Source organism: Nodosilinea sp. AN01ver1, from assembly GCF_050565655.1.
In the GTDB taxonomy this organism is placed as follows: domain Bacteria; phylum Cyanobacteriota; class Cyanobacteriia; order Phormidesmidales; family Phormidesmidaceae; genus Nodosilinea.
On sequence record NZ_JBNXVS010000040.1, the window covers coordinates 1 to 20,360 of the forward strand.

The 20,360-nt window shown below is 56.2% G+C and carries 19 protein-coding genes and 1 tRNA gene; 13 read left to right on the top strand and 7 right to left on the bottom strand.

Annotation, left to right across the window (positions count from 1 at the left end; translation table 11 throughout):
* Positions 1-146 precede the first annotated feature (146 nt).
* Positions 147-374, bottom strand: coding sequence for a hypothetical protein (locus ACQ4N7_RS23125; protein WP_430713803.1), 228 nt, complete (start codon positions 372-374; stop codon positions 147-149).
* A gap of 328 nt (positions 375-702) precedes the next feature.
* On the opposite strand from ACQ4N7_RS23125, the gene ACQ4N7_RS23130 reads away from it, so the two are divergent.
* From ACQ4N7_RS23130 to ACQ4N7_RS23140, 3 genes are all read left to right on the top strand, one after another.
* On the top strand, positions 703-2,064 hold the full coding sequence (locus ACQ4N7_RS23130; RefSeq protein WP_430713804.1) for a ribulose bisphosphate carboxylase small subunit: 1,362 nt from the start codon (positions 703-705) through the stop codon (positions 2,062-2,064).
* Positions 2,065-2,210: 146 nt separating this feature from the next.
* Positions 2,211-3,668: an ATPase domain-containing protein gene (locus ACQ4N7_RS23135; protein ID WP_430713805.1), complete on the top strand. Its 1,458-nt coding sequence runs from the start codon at positions 2,211-2,213 to the stop codon at positions 3,666-3,668.
* The gene (locus ACQ4N7_RS23140; RefSeq protein ID WP_430713806.1) at positions 3,658-4,695 is read left to right on the top strand and encodes a diguanylate cyclase domain-containing protein; all 1,038 of its coding nucleotides are present in this window, start codon (positions 3,658-3,660) and stop codon (positions 4,693-4,695) included. Before ACQ4N7_RS23135 ends, ACQ4N7_RS23140 begins: the two co-directional genes overlap by 11 nt.
* Here the strand turns inward: ACQ4N7_RS23140 and uraH are convergent.
* Positions 4,692-5,051: a hydroxyisourate hydrolase gene (gene uraH / locus ACQ4N7_RS23145; RefSeq protein ID WP_430713807.1), complete on the bottom strand. Its 360-nt coding sequence runs from the start codon at positions 5,049-5,051 to the stop codon at positions 4,692-4,694. The genes ACQ4N7_RS23140 and uraH overlap by 4 nt on opposite strands.
* Positions 5,052-5,234: 183 nt before the next feature.
* Between uraH and metH the strand changes: the two genes are divergently transcribed.
* The gene (gene metH / locus ACQ4N7_RS23150; protein WP_430713808.1) at positions 5,235-8,936 is read left to right on the top strand and encodes a methionine synthase; all 3,702 of its coding nucleotides are present in this window, start codon (positions 5,235-5,237) and stop codon (positions 8,934-8,936) included.
* Between the two features lie 115 nt (positions 8,937-9,051).
* Positions 9,052-9,495: a DUF29 domain-containing protein gene (locus ACQ4N7_RS23155; protein WP_430713809.1), complete on the top strand. Its 444-nt coding sequence runs from the start codon at positions 9,052-9,054 to the stop codon at positions 9,493-9,495.
* Between the two features lie 12 nt (positions 9,496-9,507).
* Here the strand turns inward: ACQ4N7_RS23155 and ttcA are convergent, their stop codons facing one another.
* Both ttcA and ACQ4N7_RS23165 read right to left on the bottom strand, forming a co-directional pair.
* Positions 9,508-10,425, bottom strand: coding sequence for a tRNA 2-thiocytidine(32) synthetase TtcA (ttcA, locus tag ACQ4N7_RS23160; protein ID WP_430713810.1), 918 nt, complete (start codon positions 10,423-10,425; stop codon positions 9,508-9,510).
* 113 nt (positions 10,426-10,538) lie between these two features.
* Positions 10,539-10,775: a hypothetical protein gene (locus tag ACQ4N7_RS23165; RefSeq protein WP_430713811.1), complete on the bottom strand. Its 237-nt coding sequence runs from the start codon at positions 10,773-10,775 to the stop codon at positions 10,539-10,541.
* A 276-nt stretch (positions 10,776-11,051) separates the two neighbouring features.
* Between ACQ4N7_RS23165 and ACQ4N7_RS23170 the strand changes: the two genes are divergently transcribed.
* The 4 genes from ACQ4N7_RS23170 to ACQ4N7_RS23185 all read left to right on the top strand — a co-directional run bounded on the left by ACQ4N7_RS23170 (position 11,052) and on the right by ACQ4N7_RS23185 (position 12,893).
* The gene (locus tag ACQ4N7_RS23170) at positions 11,052-11,276 is read left to right on the top strand and encodes a DUF433 domain-containing protein (protein ID WP_430713812.1); all 225 of its coding nucleotides are present in this window, start codon (positions 11,052-11,054) and stop codon (positions 11,274-11,276) included.
* A complete protein-coding gene (locus ACQ4N7_RS23175) occupies positions 11,273-11,614 on the top strand; it encodes a DUF5615 family PIN-like protein (RefSeq protein ID WP_430713813.1) in 342 nt (113 codons plus the stop codon). The genes ACQ4N7_RS23170 and ACQ4N7_RS23175 overlap by 4 nt, the downstream gene beginning before the upstream one ends.
* A gap of 46 nt (positions 11,615-11,660) precedes the next feature.
* Positions 11,661-11,846 carry a type II toxin-antitoxin system HicB family antitoxin gene (locus ACQ4N7_RS23180; RefSeq protein ID WP_430713871.1) on the top strand — a complete coding sequence of 62 codons (186 nt, stop codon included), beginning with the start codon at positions 11,661-11,663 and terminating at the stop codon, positions 11,844-11,846.
* A 213-nt stretch (positions 11,847-12,059) separates the two neighbouring features.
* Entirely contained in the window at positions 12,060-12,893 is an 834-nt protein-coding gene (locus ACQ4N7_RS23185) for a DUF4241 domain-containing protein (protein WP_430713814.1), read from the top strand.
* An 81-nt stretch (positions 12,894-12,974) separates the two neighbouring features.
* Here ACQ4N7_RS23185 and ACQ4N7_RS23190 read toward each other — a convergent pair whose 3' ends face one another.
* Positions 12,975-13,529, bottom strand: coding sequence for an REP-associated tyrosine transposase (locus ACQ4N7_RS23190; protein WP_430713815.1), 555 nt, complete (start codon positions 13,527-13,529; stop codon positions 12,975-12,977).
* Positions 13,530-14,088: 559 nt separating this feature from the next.
* On the opposite strand from ACQ4N7_RS23190, the gene ACQ4N7_RS23195 reads away from it, so the two are divergent.
* Entirely contained in the window at positions 14,089-16,695 is a 2,607-nt protein-coding gene (locus tag ACQ4N7_RS23195) for an endonuclease/exonuclease/phosphatase family protein (RefSeq protein ID WP_430713816.1), read from the top strand.
* Positions 16,696-16,772: 77 nt separating this feature from the next.
* On the opposite strand, the gene ACQ4N7_RS23200 is transcribed toward ACQ4N7_RS23195, so the two are convergent.
* The gene (locus tag ACQ4N7_RS23200; RefSeq protein WP_430713817.1) at positions 16,773-17,885 is read right to left on the bottom strand and encodes a metallophosphoesterase family protein; all 1,113 of its coding nucleotides are present in this window, start codon (positions 17,883-17,885) and stop codon (positions 16,773-16,775) included.
* A gap of 112 nt (positions 17,886-17,997) precedes the next feature.
* On the opposite strand from ACQ4N7_RS23200, the gene trmB reads away from it, so the two are divergent.
* From trmB to ACQ4N7_RS23215, 3 genes are all read left to right on the top strand, one after another.
* Positions 17,998-18,633 carry a tRNA (guanosine(46)-N7)-methyltransferase TrmB gene (trmB, locus tag ACQ4N7_RS23205; RefSeq protein ID WP_430713818.1) on the top strand — a complete coding sequence of 212 codons (636 nt, stop codon included), beginning with the start codon at positions 17,998-18,000 and terminating at the stop codon, positions 18,631-18,633.
* A gap of 54 nt (positions 18,634-18,687) precedes the next feature.
* Positions 18,688-18,761 (top strand) — tRNA-Arg (locus ACQ4N7_RS23210).
* 277 nt (positions 18,762-19,038) lie between these two features.
* Positions 19,039-19,977: a hypothetical protein gene (locus tag ACQ4N7_RS23215; RefSeq protein ID WP_430713819.1), complete on the top strand. Its 939-nt coding sequence runs from the start codon at positions 19,039-19,041 to the stop codon at positions 19,975-19,977.
* 20 nt (positions 19,978-19,997) lie between these two features.
* On the opposite strand, the gene ACQ4N7_RS23220 is transcribed toward ACQ4N7_RS23215, so the two are convergent.
* Positions 19,998-20,360 carry a hypothetical protein gene (locus tag ACQ4N7_RS23220; protein ID WP_430713820.1) on the bottom strand — a complete coding sequence of 121 codons (363 nt, stop codon included), beginning with the start codon at positions 20,358-20,360 and terminating at the stop codon, positions 19,998-20,000.

Below are 20,360 nucleotides of genomic sequence, written 5' to 3' on the forward strand. Positions count from 1 at the left end.
ACCGGGTCACCGCTTGCGCGATACCGCGCTTTAAGCTCGTCGGCTGAAAAATGAGGTTCGAGATGGAGGGGTCTAGGCATTCCCTAATCCTACACCATTTCAGGGGTAGCCAAGTCGGATTTAGTATTAGAAAGCGGTCGGCTGATTTACTGAGTTTGACTTTCATCGCCAAACCAGTCGGTTACGTCAACAAAGTCCTCATCGTTGTAGTCTTCGGGGGAAAAACTCGCTTCGATATCGGACTGTTCGTCGTCATCCACGTAGGGCATTAACATTTGAAAGAACTTGAACCACTCTTCGCGCATCACTTCCCGAACGCTCTCTTTGATTAGCGCTTTAAGGGCCTGGGCGTCGAGGGAGGTGGTTGGTTCCATGAGCCTTACTCTAAGTTAGCGTTGCGCTTGATGACATTGGGAGGCTGCCTTTCGTCTATTATCGCACCAGGACAGCGGACATTTGGTGCTGAGCCTCCTTCCACCTGAGGATTTTGGTCAAGGCCATGACGGGGGCTTGAGCGGGCGCTGAGGCTAGCTACGATGGATAACTATCACCCATAGCGATCGCTTATGTCTCCCTTCAGCCTTTTGAACCATTGACGAAGCCCCGCTGCGAGATAATGTAAAAGCTGATACTTTTTTGCTGGGGGTGGCAAATTGCTAGCCCCTGCTCTTGCCGTCGTTCCGCTATTGCATCGCCCTCCCCATGGCCTACTACCTCTCCCCCCGGTTTCTCGAAAAGATGGCGGTGCACATCACCAAAAACTACCTGAAGCTGCCGCAGGTCAAAATTCCGCTGATTTTGGGCGTCCACGGTCGCAAGGGTGAGGGCAAAACCTTTCAGTGCGAGCTGGTGTACGAGCGCATGGGCATCGAGGTGGTTCACATCTCCGGTGGCGAGCTGGAGAGCCCCGACGCGGGCGACCCGGCCCGGCTGATTCGCCTGCGCTACCGCGAGGCCGCCGAGCTGGTGCGGGTGCGGGGCAAAATGGCGGTGCTGATGATCAACGACATCGACGCCGGGGCGGGCCGCTTTGACGCGCTGACGCAGTACACCGTCAACACGCAGCTCGTCAACAACACCCTGATGAACATTGCCGACAACCCCACCAATGTTCAGCTGCCCGGCAGCTACGACGAAAATGAGATTCAGCGGGTGCCGATTATTCTCACCGGCAACGACCTCTCGACCCTCTACGCGCCGCTGATTCGCGATGGCCGCATGGAGAAGTTTTACTGGGAGCCGGACAGGAGCGATCGCATCGGCATTGTGGGCGGCATTTTTGAGCCCGATGGCCTTTCGCAGTCTGACATTAATACTCTGGTCGATACCTTTCCCAACCAGGCGATCGACTTTTTTGGGGCCGTGCGCGCCCAGATCTACAACGAGCAAATCCGCGACTTTATCTACTCCGTTGGGCTAGAGAACGTCTCCCGCAGCGTGGTCAACACCACCACGCCCCCCAGCTTCCGCAAGCCCGACTTTAGCCTGTCGCACTTGCTTGAGGTGGGCGATCGCCTGGTGCGCGAGCAGCGCCGCGTCAGCGACATGCGCCTCGCCAACGAGTACAACCGCGTTCTATCGGCTGGCGCATCCTCAGCGCCCTCCTCAGACAGCTTTTACCGCGCCTACAACCCCAACGACAACCCCGCCGCTGCTGAGGGCGCTACCAGTGGCGATGCCGCCAGAGCATCTGGTAACGGCAACGGCGGCTCGTGCCCCATGCCCGATTCCTCCCAGTCCACCTACTCCCCCACCCCACCCGTTTACGCTCCCACCCCTTCACCCTCCCACTCCTCCACCCTCCCCCCCGACCTGCGCCAGCAGATCAACGCCATCCTCTCCCAGGGCTATCGCCTGGGCATCGAGCATGTGGATAAGCGGCGGTTTCAGACCAACGCCTGGCAGAGCGGCCCCGCCATCTCCGGGCAGGATGCGGCTACCGCCAGCGCGGCGGTAGAACGCTGTCTGGGCGACTACGCCCAGGACTACGTGCGGCTGATCGGCATCGATCCCAAAACCAAGCAGCGGGTGATGGAGCAGATCATTCAGCGGCCTGGACGGTAGCCCCCTATTATTACAATCGCTATTATTTACAATCATCAATCGTTTGGCAGGAGCATTTGGTGGCACGATGAAGAGCTAGCGGCTCTCCTGGCTCGATAGGGCTAAAGAGCGGCCGCTACTGTGAGCTATAGGTAGACTCGACCAAAATGCATGAGAATGATCGCCTTTCGTCAGGTATTGAGGGACTCGATGAAGTCTTAGACGGAGGGCTACCATCGGGGCAGACGTATTTGGTTAGAGGTGGGCCGGGCTGCGGCAAAACAACCCTAGGGTGGCATTTTCTCACCACCGCCCTAGACGATGGCACTCCCCGACTGTTTATCAGCCTGGGCGAATCCTTTGAGCAGCTGCGGCGCAACGGCGCAGCCTCGGGCTTTCCGGTCGAGGCGGTGGAGGTCTTGGATCTAAGCCCCGATGCCGAATTTTTTGTCAACAACCAGGGCTACGACATTTTTGCGGCGGCTCAGGTCGAGCAGGCCCCGCTGACAGAGCGCATTGTTGAGCGGGTCAACGCGATCCAGCCCAAGCGCGTGTTTATCGATTCGATGACTCAGCTGCGCTACCTGTCGACCGATGCCTACCAGTTTCGCCAGCAGGCCGTGGGGTTTCTGCGCTTTTTAGTCGCCGCCGGGGCGACGGTGCTGTTTACCTCCGAAGGCAGTCAGGAGGCCCCTGATGAAGATCTGCAGTTCATCAGCGACGGCATTTTGACCCTGCAAATGCAGGACAATGGGCGGGTTCTGGAAGTGACCAAACTGCGGGGCAGCTCGTTTCGCAAGGGCCGCCACGCCATGCGCATCTGCGATCGCGGCCTGGTCGTGTTTCCGCAGCTGATGGCGAGTGAAAACCCTATTTCGGTGGTAGCCCCTCACCTCTGTCCGGCGGGCATTCCCGAGATCGATGAGCTACTCAACGGCGGCATCGAAAGCGGCACCGTGACAATTATTTCTGGCCCCAGCGGCGTGGGCAAAACCACCCTGGGCCTGCAGTTTATTAAAGAGGCGGCGGGTCGGGGCGATCGCTCAGTCGTCTACCTGTTTGAGGAGGCGGTCGATACCCTGCTCAACCGCTGCGAGGGCATCAACATTCCGGTGCGGGCCATGGTAGAACGGGGCACGTTGTCGGTGCTTAAGGTTGACCCCCTGCTGTACTCCCCCGATGAGTTTGCCAACCAGGTGCGGCTGGAGGTCGAAAAAGCCAACACCCAAATCATCATGATCGACAGCGTGCTGGGCTACAAGCTGTCCTTTCAGGAGGATGACCTGATTCGCAATATTCACAGTCTCTGCCAGTACCTCAAGGGCCGAGGCATTACCACCCTGCTGACCAACGAGGTTGAGTCGATCACGGGCGATTTTAAGGCGACAGAGCTGGGTGTATCCTACCTGGCCGACAACATCATTTTTCTGCGATATCTCGAAATTCGCGGCCAAATGCGGCGGGCGATCGGCGTTTTGAAGAAGCGGCTCAGCGACTTTGAAAAGACCTTACGGGAGTTTGAAATTTCGCGCTACGGCATCAAGGTGGGTCGCCCCCTGACGCAGCTACGGGGCATTTTAAGCGGAGTTCCTGAATTTATTAAGTCTCGCGACGATGAACCCTAATTTGTTTCCTCACCCGCCCGCTCAGCCTCCGGATCTCGACCAGCAGTGGCAGCACCGAATTTTGCTGGGCATCGATCATCAGCAAAATCGTCATCTATTGGCCCAGCTGCTAGGGCGTTTCTATAATCTGCAAGACTCCCCATCTGAGGGGTTGAACTGGGGGAATGCGTTTGATCTGTGTATTTTTGACAGTCTCTTTTTGGGCCGCTTAAACGAGCAAATTTTGGCCCAGCGGGAGGCGGCTAGCCCTGTTTTTTTGCCCTTTCTGCTGTTGCTCAAGCGGGCTCACCTGCCCCTGCTGACCACTGCTATCCGTCAGCAGGTCGACGATGTGATTACGATCCCTGTTGAGCAAACCGAGCTGCTGCTGCGGGTTGAGTCGCTGCTGCGGGCTCGGCAACAGGCGCTCAAGCTCAGCGCTCTGCTGGCCCAGGAGCAGCTGCTAGAGCAGCAGATTTTGGCCGACAACCAGATTTTGCAGGCGATGGTAACCCAGGACAGCCTGACCGGCATTTCTAACCGGCGCGCCTTTGACGACAAGCTGGCCTACGAGTGGAAGCTGGGCCGTCGCGAGCAAACCCCTCTGGCGGTGGTGCTCTGCGATGTTGACCACTTCAAGGCCTACAACGACACCTACGGCCATATTTTGGGCGATCAGTGTCTGCGGGCGATCGCAGGGGTCTTCGACACCGTTATTCGCCGACCGGCCGATATGGCGGCCCGCTACGGCGGCGAAGAGTTTGCCCTGATTCTGCCCAAGACCGATAGCGAGGGGGCGGTCCACATTCTCAACCGCATTCGCCACACTCTACAGGCCCGCGCCATTCCCCACCAGGGCTCACCCACCAATGCCTACGTCAGCTGTAGCTTTGGGCTAGCGGTAGCGGTGCCCTCTGACGATTGCGAAATTGAAGATCTGCTGCGGGCTGCCGACGCTGCCCTCTACCAGGCCAAAGCCGCAGGCCGCGATCGCGCCGTAGTGGCCCCTGCCCTAGAGCACCATTTCCTTCAGCCCGAGCGACCCTAGCTGCCCCGATAGGTGCTGTAAGACCAGGGTGACACCAGCAGCGGCACGTGAAAATTGCCGCTGGGGTCGGCCACCGTAAAGCGAATCGGAATTTGGTCTAAAAACGGCGGTTCAGAAATAACGGCCCCAGACTTGGCAAAGTAGGCCGCCACGTCAAAGGTGATCTCGTAGGTGCCCCTGTGCAGCTCTTCGCCCTCCAGCAGGGGTTCATCGGTGCGGCCATCGCTGTTAGTTTCAACGGTTTTGAGCGCCGTTTTGATATCGGCTTCGTTGTTAATGGCCCAGACTGTCAGCCGCAGTGAGGCGGCAGGTTTACCCAAGGCTGTATCAAGAACGTGGGTGGTAAGTCGGCCCATTGTGATGGTGAGTTATGCAAAAAAGCTACAGTCAAAGCATATAGTAAGTCGCCAACATGAGGGGCTATCGGGGGGCACATTCCGCACAAATTGCCCTAAAACGGCAGCTATCAACTTTTGGGCGACTTTGGGGGCAATGGCCGATAATAAATATTCTGTATAGCCGTATGTCTAGCGTCCCCCATGTCTAACGCCTTCCTCGATCGCCTCCACAGCCCCGATCGCCCCGTTATTGTGTTCGATGGCGCAATGGGCACCAACCTGCAGGTGCAAAACCTAACGGCGGCAGACTTTGGCGGCCCCGAGTACGAAGGCTGCAACGAATACCTGGTGCTCACCAACCCCAAGGCGGTCGAGACCGTGCATCGGGGCTTTCTCGAAGCCGGGGCCGACGTGATCGAAACCGACACCTTTGGCGGTACCTCGATTGTGCTGGCTGAGTACGATCTGGCCGATCGCGCCTACGAACTCAACAAAACCGCCGCCGCCCTGGCCCGCCGCGTCGCCGATGAATATTCCACGCTCGAAAAACCCCGCTTCGTGGCGGGTTCCATGGGGCCGGGCACCAAGCTGCCCACCCTCGGCCACATTGACTTTGACACGTTAAAAGATGCCTACGTGGAGCAGGCGCGGGGCCTGATCGACGGCGGCGTAGATCTGATGCTGGTGGAAACCTGCCAGGACGTGCTGCAAATCAAAGCCGCCCTCAACGGTATCGAAGAAGCCTTTGCCGCCACAGGCCAGCGCCTGCCGCTGATGGTCTCTGTCACTATGGAGCAGCAGGGCACGATGCTCGTGGGCACCGAAATGGCCGCCGCCCTGGCCATTCTCGAACCCTACCCGATCGACATTCTGGGCCTCAACTGCGCCACCGGCCCCGACCTGATGAAAGACCACGTGCGTCACCTGGCCGAGCAATCCCCCTTCGTCATCTCCTGCATCCCCAACGCCGGTCTGCCCGAAAACGTGGGCGGCCATGCCGTCTACCGCCTCACCCCCACCGAGCTGCGCATGTCGCTGATGCACTTCATTGAAGATCTCGGCGTGCAGGTGATCGGCGGCTGCTGCGGCACCCGGCCCGAGCATATTGCCCAGCTAGCCGAGCTGGCGCGGGATCTTCGGCCTAAGGAAAGACCCGTTAGGGGTGGATGGGTCGATGGGTCGATGGGTAACGGGGTAAATGCTTCTGCTACACCCTCCCACTCATCCACCCTCCCACTCATCCACCCTTCCCCCCGCCCCGCCCTCAACTACACCCCCTCTGCCGCCTCCATCTACAGCCCCCAGCCCTACGACCAGGACAACTCGTTCTTAATCGTGGGCGAACGCCTCAACGCCAGCGGCTCTAAAAAATGCCGCGAGATGCTGAACGCGGAGGATTGGGACGGGCTGGTGGCCCTGGCCAGAGAACAGGTCAAAGAGGGTGCCCACGTCCTCGACGTGAACGTAGACTATGTGGGCCGCGACGGCGAGCGCGACATGCACGAACTGGTGTCGCGGCTGGTCACCAACGTCACCCTGCCGCTGATGCTCGACTCCACCGAGTGGCAGAAGATGGAGGCGGGGCTGAAGGTGGCCGGGGGCAAGTGCATTCTCAACTCCACCAACTACGAAGACGGCGACGATCGCTTCTTCAAAGTCCTCGAACTAGCCAAGAAATACGGCGCAGGCATCGTCGTCGGCACCATTGACGAAGACGGCATGGCCCGTACCGCCGAGAAAAAGTTCCAGATTGCCCAGCGCGCCTACCGCGATGCGCTGGAGTACGGCATTCCGGCCCACGAAATTTTCTTTGACACCCTGGCTCTGCCAATCTCCACCGGCATTGAAGAAGACCGGGTCAATGGCAAGGAAACCATCGAGTCGATTCGCCTAATTCGCGAGCACCTGCCCGGCTGTCACATCATGCTGGGGGTGTCGAACGTCTCCTTTGGCCTCAGCCCGGTGGCCCGCGTGACGCTCAACTCGGTGTTTTTGCACGAGGCCATGCAGGCCGGGCTGGATGGGGCGATCGTCAGCGCCGCCAAGATTCTTCCTTTAGCTAAGATCGACCCCGACCACCAAAAGGTCTGCCGCGACCTGATCTACGACAATCGCGAGTTTGACGGCGACATTGTCTCCTACGACCCCCTGACCAAGCTCACCACCCTGTTCGAGGGCAAGAGTTTAAAGAAGAAAGAGGCGATCGCAAAAGATCTGCCCATCGACGAGCAACTGAAGCAGCACATCATCGACGGCGAGCGCATCGGCCTTGACGATGCGCTCGCCAAAGCCCTCGAAACCTACCCACCCCTGGAGATCATCAACACCTTTTTGCTCGACGGCATGAAGGTGGTGGGCGAACTGTTTGGCTCTGGGCAAATGCAGCTGCCCTTTGTGCTGCAGTCGGCCCAGACCATGAAAGCTGCCGTCGCCTACCTCGAACCCTACATGGAAAAAGCCGACAGCGACGGCTCCGGCAAGGGCACCTTCATCATCGCCACGGTCAAGGGCGACGTGCACGATATCGGCAAAAACCTGGTCGATATTATTCTGTCGAACAACGGCTACAAGGTCATCAACCTGGGCATCAAGCAGCCCGTGGAGGCGATCATTCAGGCCTACCGCGAGCACAACGCCGACTGCATCGCCATGAGCGGCCTGCTGGTGAAATCCACCGCCTTCATGAAAGACAACCTGGAAACCTTCAACGAAGAGGGCATTACCGTCCCCGTCATTCTGGGCGGCGCGGCCCTGACCCCCAAGTTCGTCCACGAAGACTGCCAGAACACCTACAAAGGCAAGGTCGTCTACGGCAAAGACGCCTTTTCTGACCTGCACTTTATGGATAAGCTGATGCCGGCCAAGGCCGAGGGCAAGTGGGATGATTTGCAGGGCTTTTTAGATGAGGAGATGAGGAGTGGGGGAGATGGGGAGAAAGAGGCTCCCACGGTTGAGATCGCGCCTGAAGTTCCTTCCTCATCCCCCCATCCCCTCATCCCCTCACCGTCCGAGGACACCACCCGTTCCGAGGCCGTAGACCCTGCGATTCCCCGCCCCACCCCACCCTTCTGGGGCACCCGCGTGCTCACGCCAGCGGATATTTCTTTGGAAGAAGTCTTCAGCTACCTCGATCTCCAGGCGCTGTTTGTCGGTCAGTGGCAGTTTCGCAAACCCCAGGAGCAGTCTCGCGAAGCGTACGACGCCTTTTTGCAAGAGACCGTCCACCCTATTCTCGATACATGGAAAGCGCGGATTCTGGCCGAAAGCCTGCTGCATCCGGCCATCGTCTACGGCTACTTCCCCTGCCTGGCCGAAGGGAATAGCTTGCACATCTACGATCCCGCTGTAATGGATGCACCCATCCACCCGTCCACCCATCCACCCATCCCCCCCAAACCCATCGCCACGTTCACATTCCCTCGGCAAAAATCCCTGCGGCGACTCTGCATTGCCGACTTCTTTTTGCCCAAAGACATGGCGAAACCGGGCCAGTTCGACGTCTTCCCGATGCAGGCGGTGACCGTAGGGGAAGTCGCTACAGAGTTTGCCCAAAGCCTCTTCAAGGCCGACCAGTACACCGACTACCTCTACTACTACGGCCTGTCGGTGCAAACCGCCGAGGCGATGGCCGAGTGGTGCCACGCCCGCATTCGCCGCGAGCTGGGCTACGGCGATTTGGAACCTGCTACGCTGCGAGAGGTGTTGCAGCAGCGCTACCAGGGGTCGCGCTATAGCTTTGGCTACCCCGCCTGCCCGAATATGGATGACCAGCCGGTGCAGCTGGAGCTGCTAAAAGCCGATCGCATTGGCATGACCATTGACGAGAGCGAGCAGCTGTACCCCGAGCAGTCGACGACGGCGATCGTGGCCTACCACCCAACCGCGAAATACTTTAGTGCGTGATGCGTCATTAAAGATCGCAATGTCGCTGTCCTGCTAATCTCTCATCCTCCGTTGTCCTCTCCTACAATGGCAGTATTGGACTAACAGCTACCCTATGTCGCCCCAAACTGCTGCTATGGCTAGTTCACTAGCCCAGCTCTATGAGCAAGACTACGCCCTTTGGCTCGACGTAAGCTGCCGACTGCTAAAAGCAGGGCGGTTGACGGAGCTAGACATTGCTAACCTACTCGAAGAATTAGAAGCTATGGGGCGCAGCGAAAAACAAGCGTTGACCAGCAACCTGATTGTGGTGCTAAGCCACTTGCTCAAGTACGCTTACCAGCCGGGGCAGCGCTCTAACGGCTGGCGTTTTGTGCTCAAAGAGCACCGCCGTCGATTGCAGGAGGCCTTTAAAGCCAGCCCTACGCTCAAGTCATACTTTGAGGAAGTCTTTGCTCACTGCTACCAGGAGGCGCGCGATCTGACCGCCACCGAAACTGGGGTCGGCCTGGAAAATTTTCCGCTAGAGAGCCCCTTTAGCCCAGAGCAGGCGCTCGATCGCGAGTTTTTGCCGAGATAGCGCTAAGGAAGGCTAGCGATCGCGCCCTCCTGTCCCCGCCAGCGGTGGCAGTCCACCTTCAAACAGCGCCATCGCTGGGTTAAACTCCACCTCCAGGTCAGTTCCCATCGCATCCTCATCGCTGGGTGCAATGCGAGCCGACTCTAGCCCGCTGAAGTCGAACAGGGCGGGGTCGGCCAGCTGCGACGGGGCGACGTTTTGCAGACTGCGAAACAGGGTTTCGGTGCGGCCCGGCCACTGCCTTTCCCAGGTTTGCAGCATGTCTTTAATCTGCGCCCGCTGCAGGTTGGCCTGCGACCCGCACAGCGTGCAGGGAATGATCGGAAACTCGCGGTAGCGGGCGTAGCGGGCGATGTCGGCCTCGGGGCAGTAGGCCAAAGGGCGAATGACGATGTGGCGGCGATCGTCGGTGAGCAGTTTGGGGGGCATCGCCTTGAGCCTGCCGCCGTGGAACATGTTGAGAAACAGCGTTTCGATCATGTCGTCGCGGTGGTGGCCGAGGGCAATTTTGGTGGCCCCTTCTTCGGCGGCGACCCGGTAGAGCACGCCCCGCCGAAGGCGCGAGCACAGGCCGCACATGGTTTTGCCCTCCGGGATCACCCGCTTGACGGTGCTGTAGGTGTCTTGCTCAACGATGCGGTAGGGAACGCCGATCGCCTCAAAGTATTCGGGCAGCACGTGAGCGGGGAATCCGGGCTGCTTTTGATCGAGGTTGACCGCCAGAAGGTCGAAGTGGATGGGGGCGTGGCGCTGCAGGTGGCGCAAAATATCGAGCAGCGTGTGGGAGTCTTTGCCGCCCGAGACGCAGACCATGACGCGATCGCCCTCGGTGATCATGCCGTAGTCGGCGATCGCCTGGCCCATGCGCGATCGCAAAAATCCCTGCAGTTTTTTGAAACTGTTGGAGGTGGGCTGCTTGGGGGCGGCCATAGCTCTTTCCTTCCGGCTGGCTGGGCATGTACCAGACCCTATCTTAAACTTAGACAGGTTGAAGATGGGCAAAGGTCTCAAGCCTCTGCCCATCCTAGGTTTACTCTGGTTGCCTACTCCACAGGCGTAATGCGGCGGGTCATCACGCTGATGTATTCGCCGCTGCGCCCGGTGGGGATGGGGTCTAGCCAGGCAATGCGTTCACAGTAGCGAAGCCGATCCATGCGGTTGATGGCTTCGACGACGGCGGCATAGTCGCCCAGCAGAATGTGGCAGAGCCGGTCGGGCTGGTAGGTGGGCAGCTTGAACTGTGTGGAGACATTGAAGTCTCCAGGGTTAGTGAGTGTCATACGGGTGTCTCCGTTTTCGGTTTAGGAAAACGGGGAATTTATCTAGCGGTCCCAATGAGGGTAAAACAAGACGCTAGCTCTTAGAATGGCTCCTAAGGGCATCTCACTTACCTGTGCTAAGAGGGATGTCACAGGGGATTTGAGAGGCTCCACCCTCTCTCTTCCCCGCCTAGAAGTCATTCCCCGTGCAAGCATCTTATGCTAAGTACGACAGGAGTTCAAGCGTATTGGGAAAAGCAAATTTGAGTACCGATTGATAGTAAAGAAAAGTACAAAATGTCAGACCTATTGAAACGAATTACAGTAAACCCTAAACAATGCGGTGGTCGCCCCTGCATTCGCGGCATGAGGATTCGCGTTTCTGATGTGTTGGACCTGTTTGCAGCAGGCTTGAGCGCTGAGGAAATTTTGGAAGACTTGCCCGACCTGGAAATGGACGATGTCAGAGCTTCCCTGGTTTATGCGGCTCGTAAACTAAACCATCCTGTTTTGGTGGCATGACTACAATTTGGGTTGATGCCCATCTATCACCTGCGATCGCGACCTGGATTAATAACAACTTCGACGTAATAGCGGTTGCTTTACGAGATTTGGGTTTAAGGGATGCTGAAGATCCTGAAATCTTTGAGGCCGCAAAAGCGCAAGGTGCTATTTTGATGACTAAAGACAGGGACTTTGTGGATCTGGTTGACCGCCTCGGCCCGCCACCCAAAGTAATTTGGTTAACCTGCGGCAACACTTCAAATGTTCAGCTTAGGAAGATTTTGAGTGCCACTTTGGCAACGGCGCTTGAGTTGTTGATTGGTAGGGAGCCTTTAGTTGAAATTAGTGGTAAATAGGTTGACCTCTGTGAAGTACTCTTTACCCAATCGTTTACGTTATGAAATGGTGATTGTCTGGTCAGAGGAAGACGACCGCTATCTGGTGCATTTGCCTGACTTTCCTGAGCAGACGTATCGCACCCATGGCAGCAGCTACGAAGAAGCGGCCAGAAATGGACAGGAGGTTTTGCAGCTTTTACTAGAGGAAGACGGATTGCCCTTGCCTATGCCCAAACCTGCTGCGGCTTGAAAGTAAGCAGTACGTTACTGTCATCCCCGCCTAGAAGTCATTCCTCGTTGCAGCATCAGAGGCTAAGTACGCTGGGAGTTTAACCATATTAGGGAAAGCCGTAGGGTGGGCACTGCCCACCACCCCATTTGTTCCGTAACGACCAACCACATCCCCCTCAAACTCAACCACTGTCTATTTTTTCTACACTCGCATCCTTAACCCACTGTAGCCATGCATACCAATTTTCAAAAGGCTTTCCAACATGGCTACACTTCTCAACTTGACATGTCTTATTATGATAGCCAGACTGTTACCATCTTTATAATTGAAATTGGTAGTTTAGTCTTGCCATCAGGAAAAATAGTTGTGCAAGATCCTGGGAATCCAACTTCAAAAAGATACTGTCTTCAAAAAACAATTGAGCCTGGAAATTATCCTGTATTCTTAAGCTTGGCTTGTTGCGAACCTGCAGAAGATTGCATAATCACCTGTGCAAAGATACAGATAAGTGAGGCTAGTCCTGCTAAGTGGCAAATGGCAGTTTCTGATGACGTTCAATACCCTTCTTCCACCTATGATGTAGATTCAGGAACCGCTTGCTTTATGGATTTTGAAACTGCTCTATTCATTAAGCAGGCAGCGTTTTCTCATGAGAGGACTGATATAGTACATCCTTTGAATGATTTTTGTCTGGAATGTGAGGATGATTATATTCAAGGAATTTTTTTAAGAGAAATGACTGAGAAGATGAATGAGAATGGGAAGACAATACTTGAAAGTATTCCTTGGAATTTAAAGAGATTTGCATGGGCTAATCTTTTTCTAAAAGAGTTAACAGCCTTCAACACAATTCCTGATCGCTATAGCATTAGGAAGCCTGACACAAATATTGTTGCTTTTGGTGCTGGTTGGGGAGAGGGGGAAGACTATTCCTCCTACTGGGGATTTGACAAAAATGGCAAAGTCTGCTGTCTAGTTACTGATTTCTTCGTATTCTTTGAGAAATATCTGGAACACGGCGAATTTCACGAGCGCCCAGATATTGTTTGTGACGATGACAACTAATATACCTTCAATTCCAAACTCTCTTTGCGCTTGCTCCTAGTAACTGTAGGGTGCGTCACGTAAGGCGATGATGCACCAAACTTACTCATTCCTAAATCCACCCCCTTCCAAAAGCAACTCATCCTTACCGCCCCAACCTGACGGATATATATTCTCTTCAACTGAACGATACAAGCTCGAAAATGGCCATTGCTGCGGTGTTTCACAAAGCCCATGCCGCACAGGGTTGTAATGAATGTAATCGCAATGAGCGGCAAAATCAGCTTCATCGCGAATCGTATGTTCCCAAAACCGTCTTTGCCAAATATTGCCTTCTTTGCGCTTTCTCCTAGACGTTGATATATCTATTGGCAGATCTAGTGCTTGCCCGTGATACTTGGTCACAAACCTCTTCACCAATCGCACTCGCGTTGAAAGATCTCCCTGCTCTTGGGGCAACGTCCAAAGAGTATGAAAGTGATCAGGCAAAAGCACAAAAGCTTGTATCTGGAAACGATGCTCTTGTCGAACATGCTGTAGAGCCTGACGTAGCGCATGTCGCCCGAGGGCTGTGCAAAGCCACGGATAGCGTTGATACGTCACTTGAGTAATGAAATAGGTTCCACCAGAGAAATGGGGTCGGCGGTAATTTGACATGGCCTTGATTGGCGTTGGGGTTATTTAGTAAGGTGCCCAAACCCGGAAAGGTGCGTCACGCTGCGCGGTGACGGCACCCTACTTCTAGAGAGCATAGAATCTTGTGGCGATCGCGCCGACTAACCCCTTGCATCACATCGCTACAGCCGCCTGGTCAAGATTTCCCTTCACGAAAAATTTATTCAATCGCTCCACCTGGGCAGTTCTGTAAAGGTCACAGAAAGCCAGAGGGATTTAAATCACTGTTAAACCTCTCTTTACTGACGCGGCAACGGTGCTCTGGTACTGTTTGTGTGAAAACACTGACATTCTTGGGGCGATCGCGATCGCCGCAGCTAACCAGCTGCGAAATGCAGAGCAAACCACAGAATCAACCTAAGCAAGACTGACCCTATTTCTACCATTCACCTAATCCACCAGGCTGATCTAAACCGGCTTTAGGCCATCCGCCTGCAAATGACTCCTTGTAATAGCGCTGCTGCGTGACCAGGCTCCACGCTCTGTGGGGCTCGGTTTGGCGCGGCCATACGCAAACCCTTACTCAATTGGTGACGTTCCAATGGCAACCTCGGTTTTTATTAGCGAATTTCATTACGACAATACGGGCACCGATGTCGGCGAATTTATCGAAATTGCTGGCCCTGCTGGTACCGATTTAAGCGGCTGGAGCCTGGTGCTCTACAACGGCAATGGCGGTACGGTCTACAACACCGTTGCCCTCAGCGGCGTCATTGCCGACCAAAGCAACGGCCACGGCACCGTCGTAGTTGATTTCCCCAGCAACGGCATTCAGAATGGGGCACCCGATGGTCTGGCGCTGGTCGATGGGTTGGGCAACGTGGTTGAATTTCTCAGCTACGAAGGCTCGTTTACGGCGGTAGGCGGTGCGGCGGATGGTCTCACCAGTGTTGACATCGGCGTAGCCGAAACCGGAGACACCGCTGTTGGCCAATCGTTGCAGCGCATTGATGGGGTCTGGACTGGTCCCCTGGCGGCTACCAAAGGCGCGATCAACAGCGGCGATGGCGGCGGTGGCGATGACGGCGGCGAGCTAGAACCGACGGCAATTTACACGATTCAAGGGGCTGGGCACAGCTCGGCTCTGGTCGGCCAAACCGTACTGACTACGGGCATTGTCACCGCCGTCGATAGCAATGGCTTTTACCTGCAAGACGCGGTGGGCGACGGCAACATCGCCACCTCCGACGCCATTTTTGTGTTCACCGGCAGTGCCCCTACCGTGGCGGTGGGCGACGGGCTAGAGGTGACGGGCACCGTGTCGGAGTTTACTCCCGGCGGCGTTTCTACCCGCAACCTTTCCACCACCCAAATTAGCGGCAACCCGACCATCACTACCCTGAGCAGCGGTAATGCTCTGCCTGAGGCGGTGATCTTGGGCGCAGGCGGTCGGGTGCCCCCCACCGAAAACATTGACGACGACGCCTTTGGCAGCTTTGACCCGGTTACCGACGGCATCGACTTCTTTGAGTCGCTGGAAGGGATGCGGGTGACGGCCCAGGATGTCTTGGTGGTGAACGGCACCAACGGCTTTGGCGAAATCTTTGGCGTGGTGGATAACGGCGCAGGGGCTACGGGTCTGAGTACTCGCGGCACCCTCAACATCAGCCCCGACGACTTCAACCCCGAGCGGGTGCAGATTCAGTTCGACAGCGGCGTGTTTGACTTTGCCTTTCCTGCGGTGAATGTGGGCGACAACCTGGGCGATGTCACGGGTGTCGTGAACTACGACTTCGGCAACTTCCAAATTGTGGCGACCGAAGACTTCACCAGCGGCATTCAGTCGGCGGGCCTGCAACCCGAGGTCAGCACGCTGACCAAAGGCAGCGACCAGCTTACGGTGGCCAGCTACAACGTGCTCAACCTCGACCCCAACGATGGCGATGGCGACACCGATATGGCCGATGGGCGCTTTGATGCGATCGCTCAGCAGATCGTCAACAACCTCAACGCCCCAGATATCATTGCCCTGCAAGAAATTCAGGATAACAACGGCTCGCTCAACGATGGGGTGACGGCGGCAGATGTGACCCTGCAAACTTTGGTGGATGCGATCGCCGCTGCCGGTGGCCCCACCTACGCCTTTATCGACAACACCTTCATCACCGACGACGCCAGCGGCGGCCAGCCCGGTGCCAACATTCGCACCGCCTACCTCTACGACCCCAGCCGGGTCAATTTGGTCGAAGGATCGGTGGCGACCATTGGCGGGCAGAGCAGCGGCGAGGCGTTTGCGGGGGCGCGGCTGCCCCTGGTGGCCAGCTTCGAGTTCAACGGCGAGACCGTCACCCTGATCAACAATCACTTTTCGTCCAAGGGCGGCAGCGCCCCCATCCTGGGCACTGAGCAGCCCTTTGAAGATTTGCAAGAAGACCCCAGCGTCAACGGCTCCCTCGACGAGCGCCAGGCTCAGTCTGAGGCGGTGCAGGGCTACGTCAGCGGTCTGCTGGGCAGCGACCCCGCTGCGAATGTGGTGGTGCTGGGCGACCTCAACGAGTTTGAGTTTGTGTCGCCGCTCACCGGGCTAGAGAGTGCTGGGCTGACCAACCTGACCAACACCCTGCCCGAAAATGAGCGCTACTCGTTCATCTTCCAGGGCAATTCTCAATCGCTGGACCACATTTTAGTCAGCGAGAGCCTGTCGGCGGGGGCCGACTTCGACGCTGTACATGTCAATGCTGAGTTTGCCGAATCCCCCCAGAGCGCCAGCGACCACGACCCGCTGCTGGCCCGCTTCACAATCGAGGCCCCCAGCGTTATCACGGGAACCCCTGGGCGCGATGTGCTGGTGGGCAGCGATCGCAGCGACACCATTCTGGCCAGCGGCGGCCCCGACCTGGTTACCACGGGCGGCGGGCGCGATCGCATTGTCTACACCAGCACCGCTCAAACCGGGGCTACCATCACCGACTTCGCGGTGGGGGCCGACCAGATGGTGTTTACCGACCTGCTGGCCAGCGTTGGCTACGGCGGCACCGACCCCATCGCCGACGGCGTAGTGCAAATCCGCAACCTGGGCAACAGCGGTCGGGCTCAGCTCTCGCTGGAGCTAGAGGGCGGAGCCGGGCGCAGCCAGTTCACCAACTTCATCACCTTTCAGGGGGTAGATGCGGCGGCCCTGAACAACGCCGAAAACTTCGTGTTCTAGATAAAGCAAGCTTGGAAATCGGGTTTCTCGCCCGGCCTCTAAACCTCCGGGTTCTTTAAGAACCCGGAGGTTTTGGTTTACCTGATGGGCCACACCAGCGTGGCCGTGTTGTCGATCGCCTGGGGGTTGCCCTCACCATCCACCGCGTTAAAGTGGGCCAATCGCGTTTGCACATCGAGGGGCAGGTGCGAGAAATCGATCTGGGTGTCGCCCGCCGCAATGCTAGGCCAAAAATGCTTTAGCTTTGGGGCGATCGCCGCCGCTTCTGCTTCCGCTAGCCCCACAGGCGGGCTGGTGAGGAACTTGGCCATAAAGCCCTCAGCGCGATCGCTCATCCACTGGTGCGACATGGTTTGCAGGTCGTCCCAGGGGTCAACGGCGGTAAGACGGCGCGATCGCACCTCCATGCGCAGCTCGCGATCGCCGTGCTCAATCTCCACAATCCGGTAGGGGTGGGGGTAGCTCACCAGTGACCCGGTCAGCACCTCGCACAGGTCGCCGCGCCGGGCCACATCCTGCACGTGCAGATGGCCGGTAAACATCAGCCGCACCGCCGCCGCCTCCAGCCGCTGAATGATCGCTTCGGCATTGCTGACCATATAGCGCTGGCCCAGGGGGCTGTTCGACTGCCCCGGCAGGTGCTCCAGCACGTTGTGGTGCAGCATCACCAGAATCAGATCGTCCCGATACCGGGTCAGCGTCTCCTCCAGCCAGTCCAGCTGGGCCTCATCCACATAGCCCACCCGCACCTGCTCGCCCGATGGCTCAAAGGCGTTAGAGTTGAGCGCCACCAGCCGCACGCCGGGGAGAATTTCGTGCTGGTAGTGCAGCGTTTTGCCGTCGCTGTAGCCAAAGTCCTGGTACAGGCGGGGGAAGTCGTGTAGACCAATGGTGCGATCGCTGGCGTCACGGGCAATTACATCGTGGTTGCCCGGCACGACGTAGGCTGGAAACGGCAGCCGCTTGAGGCGATCGATGAGCCACTGGTGGTTCACCCATTCGCCATGCTGGGTGAGGTCGCCGGGCAGCAGCAAAAAGTCGAGATCCAGCGATTCTAAATGATCAAAGATTTGCTCAATGCCCGGAATGCTGACTTCTACTAAATGAAAGCGGTTGGGGCCGTTGTAGATGGTTTCAGGTCGAGCGATGTGAGGGTCGCTGATGATAGCGAAGCGAAAACGCTGTCCCATGGAAGTAAAACGTTGATTTTTATGCATGTCCTAACAGCCTAGCCTTTAGACGCCCAATTGGCCCAGGCAAAGTGGCATGATAGAAAGCCGTAATTGCAGCGAGGTTTAGGCTGTGGCAGTTGTCCGGGTGCGTCAGCACGTCAACCCCCTAAGTGGAAAATACCAGGCTCCCGTTGAGGTGCCCAGCTGGAGCGCAGCCTTTGCCAACCCCCAGCAGCCCCTGCACATCGATATCGGCTGCGGCAAGGGCGTATTTTTGTTGTCCATGGCCCGGCTGGTGCCCGAGTGGAATTTTTTGGGCCTCGAAATTCGCAAGCCCGTGGTCGAATCGGCTCAAAAGCGTCAGCAGGAGGCCGAACTCACCAATTTGCATTTTATGTACTGCAACGTCAACATCTCCCTGCGATCGCTGCTCGAAAGCTGGGGCGACCAGAACCCGTTGCAGCAGGTGTCTATCCAGTTCCCTGACCCGTGGTTCAAAAAGCGCCACCAAAAGCGACGGGTGCTGCAACCCGAGCTGGTTGGCACCCTGGCGGAGTTTTTGCCCGCTGGCGGGCGACTGGTGGTGCAGTCGGATGTGGAGGAGGTGGCGGTGGATATGTGCGATCGCCTGGCCGAAAACCCCAATTTCCAGCGTCAGGATCAAGACTGGTTACCCCAAAGCCCCTTTCCTGCCCAGACCGATCGCGAGCGCGTCACCCTAGAGCAGGGCTTACCCGTCTATCGCGCCATCTTTACCCGTTCTTGAAGCCTCACCCCTGGTGCAGGGTGTAAAATGGCCCAGTATCCGTAGTCAACCCCTGGGGCTGTAGCTCAGCAGGATAGAGCGGCCGCCTCCTAAGCGGCAGGTCGTGGGTTCGAATCCCGCCAGCCCCGTACCTAAAAGTCCCATCAATACGGGACTTTCGACATTTCCGATATGACAGAATATCCCTGGATATGTCAGAATCTTCCCTAGAAAGTAGGGAAGATTTAGGGAAGCTATAGGGAAGTGGCACGAGGCAAACTCACTCTAGAGGCGATTAACGAGCGTCTGAAGTCTGCAAGTACTGGTGTAACGGTCAGGCAAAAGGGAAATCGCCTATATCTACGGGCCACGCTGCCCCCTAAGCCATCCTCCAGCAAGGATCGCCCGCACCAGCAGGACGTATCCTTGCAAATTTACGCTAACCCAGCTGGGTTGGAGAGAGCTGAAGCTGAAGCGAGGAAGCTAGGTGCCCTAATTGCTTGTAAAGAATTTGACTGGTGTACCTATCGCCCTGATGTAGTCCAAACAGCGGAGACATTGACCACTGGTCAGTGGGTAGAGCGCTTTAAGGCTGAGTACATGAGAACTCATAGCTTGAAGGAAACAACCTGGCATTTTCACTGGTGGTGCGTCTATAAGCGGTTACCTTTAGATGAACCCCTCAAGGAAAGTACCTTGCTTTCTGTGGTTCACAAAACCGAGAAAGAGACACGAAACCGAAAGCAAACCTGTGAGAAGCTCCAAAAACTAGCCAATTTTGCTGGGATGGCTGTGGATCTCAATCGTTATTCCGGCAGCTATTCATCATCCAAAGTACAACCAAGAGATTTGCCAACTGATGAAGTGATTTCTGAATGGCAGGGGAAAGTCCCTAATCTAGGCTGGCGATGGGTTTACGGAATGCTTGCTACATATGGCCTGCGCCCTCATGAAGCTTTCTTTTGTAAATTCCTGGATGACTCTTTAGACCGTGTCATCCAAGTTACTGAAGGCAAAACTAAAGGAAGAAAAGTTTATCCTCTCTATCCAGAATGGGTAGAGAATTGGGAGCTATGGAAAGTGAACCGCCCTGATATTACTGGCAAAACTTATAAGGAATACGGGAATAGGACGACTAGGCAATTTCAGCGCTATAAAATTCCTTTCCCTGCCTATGACTTACGCCATGCTTATGCAATTCGAGCATCTATTGTATTTAACTTTCCTGTACCTATAGCTGCTGCATTTATGGGTCATTCTCCTACAGTTCACTGGAATCGGTACAATCGATGGATCTCTGAAAAGCAACATGCCGATGTCTTTCAATCTCGAATTCAGGATAAGGATCGGCCTATAGCTCCATAGTATTTTGCTTTTGTTACATCTTACTTTTTCCATCGTTTCTCCGGTTTCTCTGCCAAACGCTGAAGGCACTTGTCAATATGAAACTGATATCGCGGCAGACGAGCACTAGGCTTACGCCTATCCCTGACTTCATGGCCTACTCTCAAAAGCCCTGACCGTACAGCATCTCTTAGTTGCTCGGCATTATCCAAATCAAGTAACTGATAGGCCGGATCGGTATCATACCACTGCCGATTTCCTTGAGTTTGTGCCCCTTGCTGAAAGCCCAGCATTTCAGCCAACACTTCCCGAACAGCATCTTTTAGTTCACTTTCAGGGATTAGTCTCTCCCCAGAAATAGCATCATATTTCTGGTTTTTTTCGTTGTTATCAGAGTAAACCAT